Source organism: Agromyces sp. CCNWLW203 (assembly GCF_036576125.1).
Lineage (GTDB): Bacteria > Actinomycetota > Actinomycetes > Actinomycetales > Microbacteriaceae > Agromyces.
Map to the genome: position 1 here is coordinate 934,080 of NZ_JAZHYX010000001.1, position 14,120 is coordinate 948,199.

10 protein-coding genes are annotated in these 14,120 nt (G+C 69.4%); 1 reads left to right on the forward strand and 9 read right to left on the reverse strand.

What is annotated here, in order from left to right; all coding sequences use genetic code 11:
• Window positions 1-10: 10 nt before the first annotated feature.
• From efeB to efeU, 3 genes are read right to left on the reverse strand one after another with little or no spacing between them, the layout of a single operon-like run.
• A complete protein-coding gene (gene efeB / locus VPH61_RS04275; protein ID WP_332062273.1) occupies window positions 11-1,396 on the reverse strand; it encodes an iron uptake transporter deferrochelatase/peroxidase subunit in 1,386 nt (461 codons plus the stop codon).
• Window positions 1,396-2,601, reverse strand: a complete 1,206-nt coding sequence (gene efeO / locus VPH61_RS04280; RefSeq protein WP_332062274.1) for an iron uptake system protein EfeO — start codon at window positions 2,599-2,601, stop codon at window positions 1,396-1,398. The genes efeB and efeO overlap by 1 nt, the downstream gene beginning before the upstream one ends.
• Window positions 2,602-2,648: 47 nt before the next feature.
• Window positions 2,649-3,524, reverse strand: a complete 876-nt coding sequence (gene efeU, locus VPH61_RS04285; protein ID WP_332062275.1) for an iron uptake transporter permease EfeU — start codon at window positions 3,522-3,524, stop codon at window positions 2,649-2,651.
• A 148-nt stretch (window positions 3,525-3,672) separates the two neighbouring features.
• Here efeU and VPH61_RS04290 point away from each other — a divergent pair, with 148 nt between their 5' ends.
• Window positions 3,673-5,850 carry a S9 family peptidase gene (locus tag VPH61_RS04290; protein WP_332062276.1) on the forward strand — a complete coding sequence of 726 codons (2,178 nt, stop codon included), beginning with the start codon at window positions 3,673-3,675 and terminating at the stop codon, window positions 5,848-5,850.
• 58 nt (window positions 5,851-5,908) lie between these two features.
• Here the strand turns inward: VPH61_RS04290 and VPH61_RS04295 are convergent, their stop codons facing one another.
• The 6 genes from VPH61_RS04295 to VPH61_RS04320 form a co-directional block, all read right to left on the reverse strand.
• Window positions 5,909-6,529 (reverse strand): dihydrofolate reductase family protein, encoded by a 621-nt coding sequence (locus VPH61_RS04295; RefSeq protein ID WP_332062277.1) that lies wholly within the window; start codon window positions 6,527-6,529, stop codon window positions 5,909-5,911.
• 157 nt (window positions 6,530-6,686) lie between these two features.
• A complete protein-coding gene (locus tag VPH61_RS04300) occupies window positions 6,687-9,761 on the reverse strand; it encodes an NEW3 domain-containing protein (RefSeq protein ID WP_332062278.1) in 3,075 nt (1,024 codons plus the stop codon).
• Window positions 9,762-9,895: 134 nt separating this feature from the next.
• Window positions 9,896-10,714 (reverse strand): carbohydrate ABC transporter permease, encoded by an 819-nt coding sequence (locus VPH61_RS04305; RefSeq protein WP_332062279.1) that lies wholly within the window; start codon window positions 10,712-10,714, stop codon window positions 9,896-9,898.
• A complete protein-coding gene (locus VPH61_RS04310; RefSeq protein ID WP_332062280.1) occupies window positions 10,711-11,616 on the reverse strand; it encodes a carbohydrate ABC transporter permease in 906 nt (301 codons plus the stop codon). Before VPH61_RS04310 ends, VPH61_RS04305 begins: the two co-directional genes overlap by 4 nt.
• Window positions 11,609-12,964: an ABC transporter substrate-binding protein gene (locus VPH61_RS04315; RefSeq protein WP_332062281.1), complete on the reverse strand. Its 1,356-nt coding sequence runs from the start codon at window positions 12,962-12,964 to the stop codon at window positions 11,609-11,611. The genes VPH61_RS04310 and VPH61_RS04315 overlap by 8 nt, the downstream gene beginning before the upstream one ends.
• Entirely contained in the window at window positions 12,961-14,064 is a 1,104-nt protein-coding gene (locus VPH61_RS04320; protein ID WP_332062282.1) for a PfkB family carbohydrate kinase, read from the reverse strand. Before VPH61_RS04320 ends, VPH61_RS04315 begins: the two co-directional genes overlap by 4 nt.
• Window positions 14,065-14,120 lie beyond the last annotated feature (56 nt).

Here is a 14,120-nt window from a genome sequence, read left to right on the forward strand (position 1 = left end):
TCGCCGGAGCTCAGGCGAAGAGCGCCTGCCCCACGAACTCGCCCTCGGCGACCCCGCCCGGCACCGCGAAGATCGCCGACCCCACGTGCTTCAGGTATTCGTTCAGCCCGTCGCTTGCGAGGCTGCGCTGCACGTCGATGAACTGCTGCGGTGAACGCTGGAACGACAGGAAGAAGAGTCCGGCGTCGAGCCGGCCGAGCGAGTCGTTGCCGTCGACGAAGTTGTATCCCCTGCGGAGCATGCGAGCGCCGCCGTTCGTCGAGGGGTGCGCGAGCCGCACATGCGCATTGGCGTCGATGAGCGGCGCATCGGTGGCACCGGTCTTCTCGAAGTCGGGTTCGGTGAACTCGGTGCCGCCCGAGAGGGGCGCGCCCTCGCCCTTCGATCGGCCCACGAGCATCTCCTGCTCGCCGAGCTGCACGCGGTCCCAGTTCTCGATGATCATGCGGATGCGGCGCGCGACGAGGTAGGAGCCGCCTTCGAGCCACGCGGGCTCGTCGCTCGCGGCCACCCAGATCTGCTCATCGACGGTGGCCGTCTCCTCGGCCTTGACGTTCGCGGTGCCGTCCTTGAAACCGAAGAGGTTGCGGGGCGTCGCCTGCGTCGTCGAGGTCGAGGAGGTGCGGCCGAAGCCGAGCTGCGACCAGCGCAGGCTCGCCCGGCCGAAGGCGATGCGACTGAGGTTGCGGATCGCGTGCACGGCGACCTGCGGATCGTCGGCGCACGCCTGAATGCAGAGGTCGCCGCCCGAGATCTCGGGCACGAGCGCGTCACCCTGGAATCGCGGGAGCGGCTCGAGCAGTGCCGGCCGCCGGGTCGCGATGCCGAACCGGTCGGCTCCCGCGGCGTCGGCGAAGAGGCCGGGGCCGAAGCCGAACGTGATGGTGAGCCCGCTCGCGGGCAGGCCGAGCGCCTCGCCCGTGTCGGCCGGCGGCGCGTAGTCGGAGCCGCCCACGGCTCCTCCCTCGGCGACCTCGAGACCTTGGCTGAGGCGAGCCGCGGCATCCGTCCACTCCGTCAGCAGTTCGATGAGCCCGTCTCGGTCGAGGGTCTCGGCGACGTCGAAGGCGGCGAAGTGCAGGCGGTCCTGCGCCGGGGTCACGATGCCGGCCTGGTGCTCGCCGAAGAACGGGTAGACGGATGCCGCGGCGCTCGAGGCATCCGTACCGCCCGTCGCAGCAACGGCGACGCCGGCCCCCGCGGCCGCACCGACGACGGCGCCGGCCGCGCCCGCACCGAGGAACCCGAAGAGCTGACGCCGGCTGACGCCGCCCTCCGATGCCGCGGGTTGAGGAGCCGACGAAGGAGGCGTCTCGAAACCCTCGTCGCGCGCAGCGGGCTCTCGAGACGCGCCCTCCTTCGTCGAGCGCTCCTCAACCGGCGAGTCGTCGCTCATCAGACCCCGAGCACCGTCGCGGTGAGCTGCGAGAGCGGCTCGGCGAGCGCATTGACCTCGTCGCTGAGCGTCTTCTTGTCGGCATCGGTCAGGGTCGCGTAGTCGACGAAGCCCGACTCCAGCGAGCCGTACTTGGCGAGCGCGGCCTCGAGCGCGGTGAACTGCTCGTCGATCTCGGTCGCGAGCGCCGTGCCCTCGTCACCCTTCGACTCGGCGAGTGCGCGCACCGCGCCGAACGCGACGCCGGCACCCTGCACGTTGGCGGCGAAGTCGGAGAGGTCGGTGCCCGACCACCAGTCCTCTTCACCCGTGATCTTGCCCGAGGCGACCTCATCGAGCAGCGCGATCGCGCCGTTCGAGATGGCGTCGAGCGAGACGGTGAAGTCGTCGGCGGTCACGAGGTCGTGGAGCTCGGTGACATCCGCGACGAGGCCGTCGGCGTACGCCTGACGCTCCTCGGCGGTCGACGGCGCCCAGTCGAGGAACGCGTCCTGCCCGTCCGAGTTGAGGTCTCCGGCGACGGGGGCCCAGAGGTCCTTCTCGATGCGGTGGAAGCCGGTCCACTCGAGGCCGTCGGCCACGGCGTCGACCTCACGGAAGTCGATCTTCGGGTCGAGGTCGCCGAACGCCTCGGCCGTGGGCTCGATGCGCTCGTAGGGCACGCGGGTCGCCGCGAAGAGCGAGCGTGCGGTCTCATCGTCGCCGGCGGCGTAGGCCGCGGCGAACGCCTCGACGAGCGGCAGCAGCTCGGCGGCCTGCGAGCGCACGTAAGCGAGGTACTCGGTGACGGCCTGCTCGGAGAGCTCCTTGTCGCCGGCCGACACAGCGGATGCCTCGCCCGTCACCGTGAACTCGGCGAGGCCGATCGGTGCGCCGACCTGCTGGAACTTGCACGCCGTGTAGTAGGTGCCCGGTTCGAGCTGCGCGGTGAAGTCGATCTCCTGGCCGGGCGTCACGTTCTCCTTCTCGCCCACGATGCGCAGCTGGTCGTCGGCGAGGATCTCGAACTCGTTCACGTCGGTGCCGTTGTTGGCGAGCGCGAACGTCACGGCGCCGGCGGGCGCGGTGGCGGCGGCCACGGAGCATCCGTCATCGGTGATGTCGACGGCGATGGCCGAGGCGAGGTCGGCTTTCGCGACGCAGCCGGTGAGGGCGAGCGCGAAAACGGTCACGGCAGCGGATGCCGCGAGGACACGTCGGGTCATGGAAGCTCCTGTTTTCGGGGTGGGGTGAGGCGTGGGGTGAGGGGTGGTCAGTTCGCCGCAGCGGGCTCGGTCGTCGGCGCAGCGGTGGCGGGAGCCGCGGCGGGCACCGGTCGGCGCCGGCGATGCAGCATGCCGAGGTAGAGCGTCGTCGTGATGGCGACGTAGAGCACCCACCCGATGACTTGGGCCCAGGTCGGCTCGGGGGTGAAGTTGAAGATGCCGGCGAGCACCGTGCCGTACCAGCTGCCCGGCGGCACGAGTTCGACGAGGCTGAACGCGTGGGTACCCCAGCCGGGGATGACGGATGCCTCCTGCAGGTCGCCGATGCCGTACACGAGCACTCCGGCGGCGACGAGGATGAGGAAGAGCCCGGTCCAGGTGAAGAACCTCGAGAGGTTGATGCGCACGAGCCCGCGTGAGATGCCCCACGAGATGACGATCGCGGTCACGATGCCGAGCAACGCGCCGACGGTGCCGAGCACCGGGTCGTTGCCGCCCGAGACGTTCGCCCAGACGAAGAGTGCCGTCTCGATGCCCTCGCGCCCGACGGCGAGCGCGCCGAGCAGCACGATGGCGAACCACGACCGGTCGACCGCGGCGTCGACCTGGCCGCGCAGCTCCTTCGAGAGACCGGCGCCGTGCGTGCCCATCCAGAAGATCATCCAGGTCACGAGCGCGACGGCGACGAGCGAGAGCGTGCCGCCGAGCACCTCCTGCGCCTGGAAGGTCATCGCGTAGGGACCCCAGGTGAGCAACGCGCCGACGCCGAGGGAGACGGCGACCGCGATGCCGATGCCGAACCAGAGCCGGCCGAAGAGGTCGCGGCGCCCGATCTTGCCGAGGTAGGCGATGAGGATGCCGACGATGAGCCCTGCCTCGAGGCCTTCGCGGAGGCCGATCAGGTAGTTGGCGAGCACGGGCATCTCCCGGTACGAACGGAGGGTGGATTGAGCTAAGGCTAACCTAAGGTGGATGATCCCGCGAACCCCGCGGTCGCACTGGATTCCCGTGCTGAACAAGGTTTTCGGGAGCGGACGACACCGGTTCGGCGCAGGGGCGTAGCGTGGGAACGTGCTGACTCCGCCGAAGACCGACAAGCGACCCATCGAACGCGTGCACCACGGCGACGTCGTCGTCGACGACTACGAGTGGCTGCGCGACAAGGAGGACCCCGAGGTGCTCGCGCACCTGCATGAAGAGAATGCGTACACGAAGGCGCGAACCGAGCACCTCTCGATCCTGCAGGAGCAGATCTTCGAGGAGATCACGGCCCGCACCAAGGAGACCGACCTCAGCGTGCCGACCCGCGAGGGCGACTGGTGGTACTTCACCCGCACGGTGGAGGGCCGCGAGTACGGCATCCACTGCCGGGTGCCCGCCGCAGGCCCCGACGACTGGGAACCCCCGGTGCTGCCCGAGACCACGGGCGACGAGTTGACGGATGCCTCGTTCGAGACGCTGCCCGGCGAGCAGGTGCTGCTCGACGACAACGCAGAGGCCGAAGGCCACGACTTCTACTCGCTCGGCAGCTTCGACGTCACCCCCGACGGGGCGACCCTGCTCTACGGCATCGACATCGAGGGCGACGAGCGGTACACGATCCGGCTGCGCTCGCTCGACGGCTCGGGCCGCGAGTACGACGACGTCATCGAGAACACCTCGAGCGGCGCGACCTTCGACCCCAGCGGTCGCTACGTCTTCTATGCGACCGTCGACGAGTCGTGGCGGCCCGACACGATCTGGCGGCACGAGATCGGCACCGCGGCATCCGACGACGTCTCGGTCTTCACCGAGCCCGACGAGCGCTTCTGGCTCGGCGTCGGCGTGACGCGCAGCCGCCGGTTCCTCGTGATCGAGGCCGGGTCGAATGTCACGAGCGAGACCTGGCTGCTCGATGCCGCCGAGCCGACCGGCGAGTTCTCGGTCGTCTGGCCGCGGAAAGACGGGGTGGAGTACGACGTCGAGCACGTCGTCGCCGGCGGCAAGGACCGTCTGCTCATCGTGCACAACGACGGGGCCGTGAACTTCGAGCTCGTGAGCGTCGCGGCATCCGACCCGCAGGGCGACCGGCGCATGCTGCTGCCCCACAGCGCGGACGTGCGACTCGAGGGGGTCGACGCCTTCCGCGACTTCGTCGCCGTCGAGTACCGCCGCGAGGGGCTGCCGCGCGTGGCGATCGCGAAGGTGCCGGCCGCCGGCATCCCCGCCACTGCATCGACTGATGCCGGCACCCCCGACGACACGCTGCACGAGCTCGCCTTCGATGAGGCGCTCTTCTCGGTGGGCCTCGCGGGCAATCCCGACTGGTCGCAGCCGACGCTGCGCATCGGGTACACGAGCTTCGTGACGCCATCGACCGTCTACGACGTCGTCGTCGCGACGGGCGAGCGGCGGCTCCGCAAACGCCAGCCCGTGCTCGGTGACTACGACGCGACCCGCTACTCGCAGCGCCGCGAATGGGCGACCGCCGACGACGGCACACGCATCCCGGTCTCGCTCGTCTACCGGCATGACCTCGTCTCGCTGGGTGAGCCGGCCCCGACGGTGCTCTACGGTTACGGCTCGTACGAGCACTCGATCGACCCCGGCTTCGGAATCCCCCGGCTGTCGCTGCTCGACCGCGGCATGATCTTCGCCGTGGCCCACGTGCGCGGCGGCGGCGAGATGGGGCGGCTCTGGTACGAGCACGGCAAGAAGCTCGAGAAGCGCAACACCTTCACCGACTTCGTCGCCGTGGCGCGTCACCTCATCGACAACGACATCACGGCGCCCGACCGGCTCGTCGCACAGGGCGGCAGCGCCGGCGGCCTCCTCGTCGGCGCCGTCGCGAACCTCGCCCCGAAGTACTTCTCGGGCTTCCTCGCCGAGGTGCCGTTCGTCGACCCGCTGACCTCGATCCTCGACCCGTCGCTGCCGCTCACGGTCATCGAGTGGGACGAGTGGGGCAACCCGCTCGATGACGAGGAGGTCTACGCCTACATGAAGTCGTACTCCCCCATCGAGAACGTGCACGAGAACCACTATCCGCGGATCCTCGCCGTGACCTCGCTGAACGACACGCGCGTGCTCTACGTCGAACCGGCGAAGTGGGTCGCGAAGCTCCGTGACGTCGGCGCCGACCCGCTGCTGAAGATCGAGATGGCGGCCGGGCACGGCGGCGTCTCGGGCCGCTACGCGGCCTGGCGCGAGCGCGCCTTCGCCTACGCGTGGGTCATCGACGCGGCGGGGGCGCACCCGAGCGGCGAGTAGCGACCGCACGCTGGGCATGTCGGGCGAGCGGATGCCGCGGCATCCGCTCACCTCGTCGTCAGCGTCGCTCGTACGTGATGTGGGTCGCGAGCGGCGTGTTCAGCACTTCGACCGGCGTGAGGCCGGGATCATCGATGCCCTCGAAGAGGCGTTCGCCGCCGCCGAGCATCATCGGCGAGATCGAGACGATGATGCGGTCGATGAGGCCGGCAGCGAGGTATTGCCGCACGGTGCTCGCACCGCCGGCGACGGAGATGCGGCCGTCGTCGCCGACCGCGGCCCTCGCCTGCGCGAGCGCATCTTCAATGCCGGTCGTCACGAAGTGGAAGGTCGTGCCGCCCTCCATCGGGATCGGGTCGTGCGGGTGGTGCGTGAGCACGTAGACCGGCCCGTGGTACGGCGGGTTCTCGCCCCACCAGCCCTTCCACTCCTCGCTCGACGAACCGCCCGGCCACTCGCCGCGGATCGGCCCGAACATGTTGCGGCCCATGATGTACGCCCGCGGCGCGAGGATCTGCTCGACGATCGAGGCGTTCTCGTCGGGCTGCTCGAACATCCACCGGTGCAGGTCTTCACCGCCTTCGCCGAGCGGGTCGGTGAACGTCTGGTTCGGCCCGGCGACGTAGCCGTCGAGCGAGATCGAGAGGTTGGCCGTAACGAGGCCGTCGTCGAACGTCATGCGCGCCACGGTACGCCGCTCCGCCGACACCCGCACCGCTGCATGCGAACGCACCGATTCCGCGCTGAGCGGGCATCCGACCGAGCGACGGGCGATCGGGGATCGCGTCGCCGGGTGCGACGCGATCCCCGGGTGTGAACAGCCGATCCGGGCGGACTCAGCCCTTGCCTGGGCGGTGCGATTCGATCGGGAAGCTCCACGCGTTCACACCATCGCCCGCCGCCGTGTCACCGGAAGGCTCCTCAGCGAAGGAGACGAGGATCCGCGCGTCATCCGCGAGCGCCGAGCGGACTCCGGCGTCGATCGGCACCGTCAGCTTGCCCTTCCCTGCGGCGACCTCCTGCTCGAACGTGGCCAGGAGTCGGCCGCTCATGTCGGGCGCCCACGGCGGAGCCGCACCGTCCGTCGGGGAGCAGGCCTCGAATCCGAAGACGTCGCCGACGCAGCTCGAGGTCCACACCGGGATGAACGACGTGTCGCCCTTCCACAGGAACACGCGAACCGTTCCGGCCTCCTCCGAGCGGTACGAGAGACTGACCTTCTCCTGCTGGATCTTCACATCGGAGAAGGTCATCGCATCACTCGGCTGCACCCCCGAGATCGTGCCGCCACGCGTCGCCGACTGCGCGACCGTCTGCGGCGACTGCACACCCTGCAGGGCGGTGTCGGGGATGATCGGATCGGCGGACTCGATCGGTCGATCCGCCGGCGGCGCATAGCCGTCGAGATAGGCGTGACCCCATCGGTACGGCTCCGACTGCTGGCTGCCGAACGCCGACCACGCGGTTCGGGTCTGCCCGATGAAGTTCTGCGTGTCGGAGTCGTACGGCGTGACGTTCAGCCCCAGGTACTCGGGATCGACGTCGTTCAACGCCGCGTCGCCCTGCGGCACCGCACTCGTCGGGCCCACCGCGGCAGGAAGGCCGGAGAGCGGCACCTTCACCTCGATGTCGTATCCACCGCCTGCGTAGGTTCCGTCGGCCTCGCGCACGACCTGGACGCCGACCTCGACGCCCTCGGCGTTCAGGCCGCCTTCGATCGTCTCGGCGAGCGGGCCGGTCGAGAAGCCCTGATGGTTGTCGGCGTCGCGCGACCAGCACGGTCCGTCGACTCCATTCCCGTTGGCGCCTTCGGCGTCATCGGTGAACGGGAACATGCCGAGCTTGAACGTCGACGCGGTGTCGAGCGAGTCACCGCGCGGATCGAGCAGCAACTCGACCGAGTCGACCAGCCAGTGCCCGAAGCAGCGCTCGGGTGTCGACGCGGCGCTGGCCACGTCGTCGGTCACGTGGATCTGCGCGTACAGCGCGTCGTCGTACCAGCCGAGGCTGGCGAGACCGCCGTCACCGCAGTCGACGCCGTCGGCGGCGCACTCGGCGCCCTCCCATCGGGTACCCACGTCGATCGGCTGGCCGACGTAGACGTCGTCGGCCGTTCCGTCGATCGTCGGCGCAGCGCCGAGCTGCGGGATCACGACGGTCGGCACGAGGTAGACCGTCTCGTTCTCGGACACGACGCCGGCACCCGACATCGTCGTCGCCGTGAATGTGACCGTCCTGCTGCCGGGATCGGCGGGATCGGTGTGCGTGACGACGAACGGGATCGTCGTCGTCTCGCCGGGAGCGAGATCGGCGAACGACTTGCTCGCGCCATCGACGACAAAGCCCGCCGGCACCGCGAGTTCGACGGCACCCGACTCGACCACGGCCGTGCGGTTGGTCACCTCGACCGGCACGGTGACCGTCTCGCCGGCGCCGACCTGGGCGACCGCTCGTGAGCGGCCGCCGACGTAGGCGTCGTTGTCCTCGGTCCACTCCTCGTACTCGGCAGCGGTGCCCCAACGTTCGAAACGACCCTCCACCGGTGCGACGAGTTCGATCCGCGTGTCGTTGTACGCCGTGATGCCGTCCCCGATGAACTCCGCTGCGAGCTTGTAGACGGCCGGTGCCGCGTCGCTCGCGGGCGTGACGGTGAACTCGGCCTCCGTGGCATCCGTGTCGCCGATGCCGTCGACCTCGACCGGCTCGGAGACCTGCCAGCCGGCGGGCACGACGAGGCTCACAGCGCCGGCGCCCAGCTCGCCCTCGCCGGAGCGGAGCGTGACGGTCGTGGTGAACGGCTCTCCCGCGGCCTCGAAGTACTCCTCGGCCTCGACCGAGAACTCCGAGCCGAGAGGCATGCCACCCGGGTCGGCGATCACGGCGCCGTAGAGCACCGCATCGTCGTTCGCCGCGGCGGACGAGCCGTTCGGTTGCATCGGCACGATCGACTGGGAGACGCCGTAGCGCTGGCAGCTCGGGTCGACGAGTGCGGTCTGCATGGTGCGCGCCTGGGTGGGGTGCGCCCGTCCGCCCTCGCGGCCGACCTGTGCCCAGGTCTTCGCCGATCCGGCTTCCTGACCGGCGAGGTTGCCGTCGGCCCAGACGTAGGGCGACTCGTAGCCGGTCCAGGTGCCGACGACCGTGAAGGGGTTCGTCGCGGCGGGCACGAAGCCCGCGTTGCAGTTGGGCGCGGCGGTGCCGCCCGTGCCCGTGGTCAGGCCGCCCGCGAGGATCTTCTTGACCTGCCACGGATCCACGGCGCCGACGCCGGTGAGCTGCTCGGGGAACATGCCCGGGTCGGCTGCGGCTGCCGCGGCTTCCCAGATCATGCGACCCTGCGCGTACTGGTGGTTGCCGTGCCCGGCCGCAAGCGACGGCGTGCTGCCGACGAGGATCTCGGGCCGGGTCTCGCGGATGATGCGCACGGTGCGGCTGAGCGTCTCCTCGGCATCCCAGACCTTGGCGGTCAGCGGCGCCGAGGTGTTGTAGAAGAAGTCGACGCGATCGAGGTTGAAGATGTCGACGGTGCCGGACCGGATGTGCGAGGTACGGTCCTCGTTCTCGCGGCGGATGCCGAGATCGGGGCCGGCTTCGGGGCCGACGGAATTCGATCCGCCTTCGCCTCGGGTGGCCATGATGATGCCGCAGCGCACGCCGTACAGGTCGTTCCAGACCCCGCATGGCGTGGTGAACCCGGCGTCGTCGTCGGGGTGGGCCCAGATGCCCATGATGTCGATCTTCTCGCGGTCGGTCTCCGTTGCGATGGCGGGGTCGCCGACGTCGAACTTCAGGGCCGCATCCGGCGGTCCAGAACTGCCGTTCCCCATCGTCGCGGCGGCGGCTGTGCCTTGGCCCAGGAGTGCGGCGACGGCGATCAGCGAAGTGAGCAGGATTGCGTGATGACGTTTCATGCGGTCCTCCGTTGGACGCTCGGGACGACGGACTGCCACCCCGATCCCCTCAAGTTAGGGCAGGTTCGGTCGCGTTGCAAGCATGTTCGCTCATTTTCGCGCAAAACGAGCGCGCGTAATTGCGCGCGCATGGATCACTCGCGGACTGCGCCCTCGATCATGCCCTTGATGAAGTGGCGCTGCAGGAACACGTACAGCAGCACGACCGGGAGGGCGACCATGACCGCGCCCGCCGCGAGCAACGCCGTTCCCTGCGTGTACTGCCCTTGGAAGAACGCGAGCCCGAGCGGCGCGGTGCGCACCGCGCCGTTGGGCGACATCACGAGCGGGATGAGGAACTCGTTCCACGTCCACATGAACACGAGCAGGACGAGGGTCAGGATCGCAGGACGGCCGATCGGCACCAGCACCTGCCAGAGGATGCGCATCGAGTTGGCACCGTCGAGGCGGGCCGCTTCGATCAGCGCGAGGCTCGAGGTGCGGAAGTACGTGCGCATCCAGTACGTGCCGAAGGCGATCGACATCGCGATCTGCGGCAGCGCAACCCCCCAGACCGTATTGGTGAGCCCCAACACGCGCAGGTCGAAGTAGAGCGGCACGATGAAGGCTTCGGTCGGCACCATGATGCCGAGCAGGAAGACGTAGAAGACGAGCGTCGCCCCGCGGAATCGCATCGTACCGAGCGCGTAGCCCGCCAGGATGGAGCAGAGCACCGAGACGACGACGACGATCGTCGCGACGACCACCGAGGTCAGCATGTACTGGCCGAATCGGCCGATCTCCCATGCCTCGGGGAAGTTCTCGGGGTGGAACGCGCCGCCCTCGCGAGCTGCAGAGGCGTCCTTCGGCCCGAACGCCATGGTGACGATGACGCCGATGGGGCCGAGCACGACGAGCGCGAACCCGATGAGCACGAGATAGTTCGCGCCCCGTTCGATCGGGGAGACCTTCATTTCCTGTCTCCGATCATGTTGACGACGCCGTTGATGGCGAAGACGATGATGGTCAGCACGATGCCGACGGCGGTGGCGACGCCGACATCCCCGAGTTGGAATGCACGACGGTAGATCTCGTAGCTCGGCACCGTGGTCGACGTGCCGGGGCCGCCGCTCGTCGTCACGTAGACGAGGTCGAAGGTCTTCAGCGCGGCCACGATCGTGAGGGTGAGCGCGACGGTGATCTCGCCGCGAACGGTCGGGAGGGTGATCGCGAAGAACTCGCGCACCGGGCCGGATCCGTCGAGGCGCGCCGCCTCGTACAACTCGCGCGGCACGCGGCTCATGCCGGCCATCAGGAGCACCGTCACGAGTCCCGTGCACACCCAGGTGCCGATGAGCCCGACCGCGGGCAGGGTGAAGGTGTAGTCGCCGAGCCACGGCCGGGTCAGCGAATCGAGGCCGATGAGCCGGAGGAATCCGTTGAGGGGGCCGTCGGGGGCGTAGATCTGCCGCCAGGTCACGGCGACGACGACCATGGCGATCACCTGGGGCAGGAAGATGACGCTGCGGAAGAACCCGAGACCCCGCACCTGCGAACGCGTGAGCAGCGCGGCGAGCACGAGACCGATCACGAGGGGCAGCACCGCGTAGAAGAACACGAGCACGAGGGCGTGCCAGAACGCCTCGCGCAGGCGCTCGTCGTAGAGGATCTCGATGTAGTTGTCGAAGCCGACGAAGGTCGACTCCCCCAGCCCGTCCCACTCGAAGAGGGAGTACTGCGCCGCCCGCCCGAGCGGGAAGAGCAGGAATGCGCCGTAGATGAGCAGGGCCGGCGCGAGGTACGCCCACGCGATCCAGCCCGGTCGGGCGGAGCGCCGAGAGGCGCCCCGCCCGACCGTGGTGGTGCCGTCACTCATTGCTTGCGACGAACTCCGAGTAGTCGGCTTCCAGCGTCTCCGTGAATTGCTCGGGAGTCGCCTGACCGGCCAGGAGGTCCTGCAGCGCCTGGCCCATGGTGTCGCCGAACGTCGGCGTCGCGTAGTCGAGGTACGGCAGGAGGCTGCCGTCACCGGTGACGTCGCCGAACACCGTGAACACGTCGGCCAGCACGCCCGCGTCGGGCGCGAGCTCCGCGGTGCGGTTCACCGGCAGGTTGCCCGTCTCGGCGAGCACGTCCATCGCCTCATCGCTCGTGATGAAGTCGAGGTACGCTGCGGCCACATCGGTGTTGTCGGCCGCCGAGGTGATCGTGAAGGGCAGGCCGGTGCCACCGGTGGTCGCCGGCGTGCCGTCGCCCGTCTTCGGGATGAAGAATCCGACGTCGTCGCCCATCGCATCGCCGAGGTCGGCGGCGAGCCAGGAACCGCCGATGAGGAACACGCCGTCGCCGCCTGCGAGGGCCTGCCACGCGGCGTCGTAGTCGGTGCCGTTCACGCCGTCGTTGAAGTAGCCCGCGTCGACCCAGCCCTGAAGCGCCGTCGCAGCCTCGACGTTCTCGGGCGTGGTCCAGCTCTGGCCGGCGTTGCCGAGCCCGAGGTCGGTGATGACCTCGGCGTCGACGTCGTCGCCCTGCAGCGGGCCGAACACGTGCAATGCCGGCCACTTCTCGATGTTGCCGAGCTGCATCGGGGTCTCCCCTGCCGCCTTCGCCGCCTTCAGCGCGGCGTCGAACTCCGTCCAATCGGCGGGTACCGCGAGGCCGAGCGCCTCGAGCTTGCTCTTGGAGTAGAAGATGCCGACGACCTCGCCGACCTGCGGGAGGCCGTAGAGGCTGCCGTCGCCGAAGACCTTCGCGTCGTCGCTGTACGTCGAGTACTGCAGCACCGACGGTGAGAAGCGATCGGCCCAGCCGTAGGCCTCCGCGTAGTCGTCGAGCGGGCGAAGCTGCTCCGCCGCGACGAACTGCCCCATCGTGTTCCGGCCGTTGTTGGCCTGCACGACGTCGGGCGCGTCGGCATCGGTGAGCGCAAGGCGAAGCGTCGTCGCGAGATCGTCGAACGACTGCGAGTTGCGGTCGATCGTCACGTTCGGGTACTTCTCCATGAAGGCGGCGTTGAGCTGTTCCATCTGCTCGTTCTGGCCGCCGCGCACCTCCTGGTCCCACACGGTGAGGGTGACGTCCCCGACGCCCGAGATGTCGGTGCTGATCTCACCGGTGGGCTCGTTGTCGCCCGTGCTCCCGGTTCCCGGGGCACAGCCGGCGAGGGCGAAGACGAGCGCGGCACCTCCCAGTGCAGCAGTGCTCAGTCGGATGTTTCGCTTCATGATGTACCTCTCTTGTCGGGGAACGATGGCCGGGCTGCTGTGGCTCGGTAGTCGGCGAAGTGGAACGTGGATTCGGATCTGCGGCGACGGTCGGACGCCTCGGGCAGCACATCGGCGAGGAACGAGAACCGGGCGATGAGCTCGCGATCACCGCCCCCGCGCGTGCGCTCCCACCAGTCGGCGAGATCGCCCCAGCCGGGGGCCGCGAGCGCACCGCCGGGGTGCTCGACGGCGAGGGACGCGCACAGCGCGGCGAACGACAGGCTCTGCTCGAGCGGCCACTCGCGCAACGTGCCGAGCACGAGAGATGCGCCGAACACGTCGCCGGCGCCGGTGGCATCGCGGCCCACGGCGGGCACCGCAGGCACGATCACCTCTTCGCCGCGCGCCGAGTCGATCGCGACCGCGCCCTCGTCGCCGCGCGTCACGACGACGAGCGGCACTCGTTCGGCGAGGGCACGCGCTGCGGCAACGGCCGTCTGCGTGCGGGTGTACGCCATGGCCTCCGACTCGTTCGGCGTGAACGCGAAGCAGTCGGCGAGCGGCTGCAGGTCGGCGCCGTCCCAGCGCTCGGAGGAGTCCCAGCCGATGTCGGCGAAGATCTTGGTGCCCGCTCGCGCTGCTGCCCGCCACCAGGCGTCATCGGCGCGGTCACCGCGTGCCATCGCGCCGAGGTCGGCGAAGGTCGCCCGGGCAGCGAGCCGGTCGCCGATCAGGGCGCCGACGGGAACGGGCGACGGCTCCTCGCGCGTGATCATGCTGCGATCACCGCCCGACGCGATCGAGACGGTGACCGGAGTCGGCCAGTCGGGAGCCAGTCGAGAGGAGCTGAGGTCGATGCCCTCGTGGTCGGCGAGGAACTCCCAGCACCAGCGCCCGTAGAGGTCGTCGCCGAGCGTCGTGGCGAGCGCGGTGCCGAGGCCGAGGCGGGCGGTCGCCACAGCGAGGTTCGCGACTCCGCCCGGGCTGCTTGCAAGGGCCTCCGCGTGCACTTCCGTGCCCGGTCGCGGTACGGCGTTCAGCTCGGTGAAGATCAGATCGAAGAAGACCGGCCCGGCCAGCAGCACATCGACGACATCGTCGTCTGCGCGTTCCGTCACGGATCCTCCTCGAGTGCGATCGCATGAACGATCGTCGATGACCTTTGACTGAACAT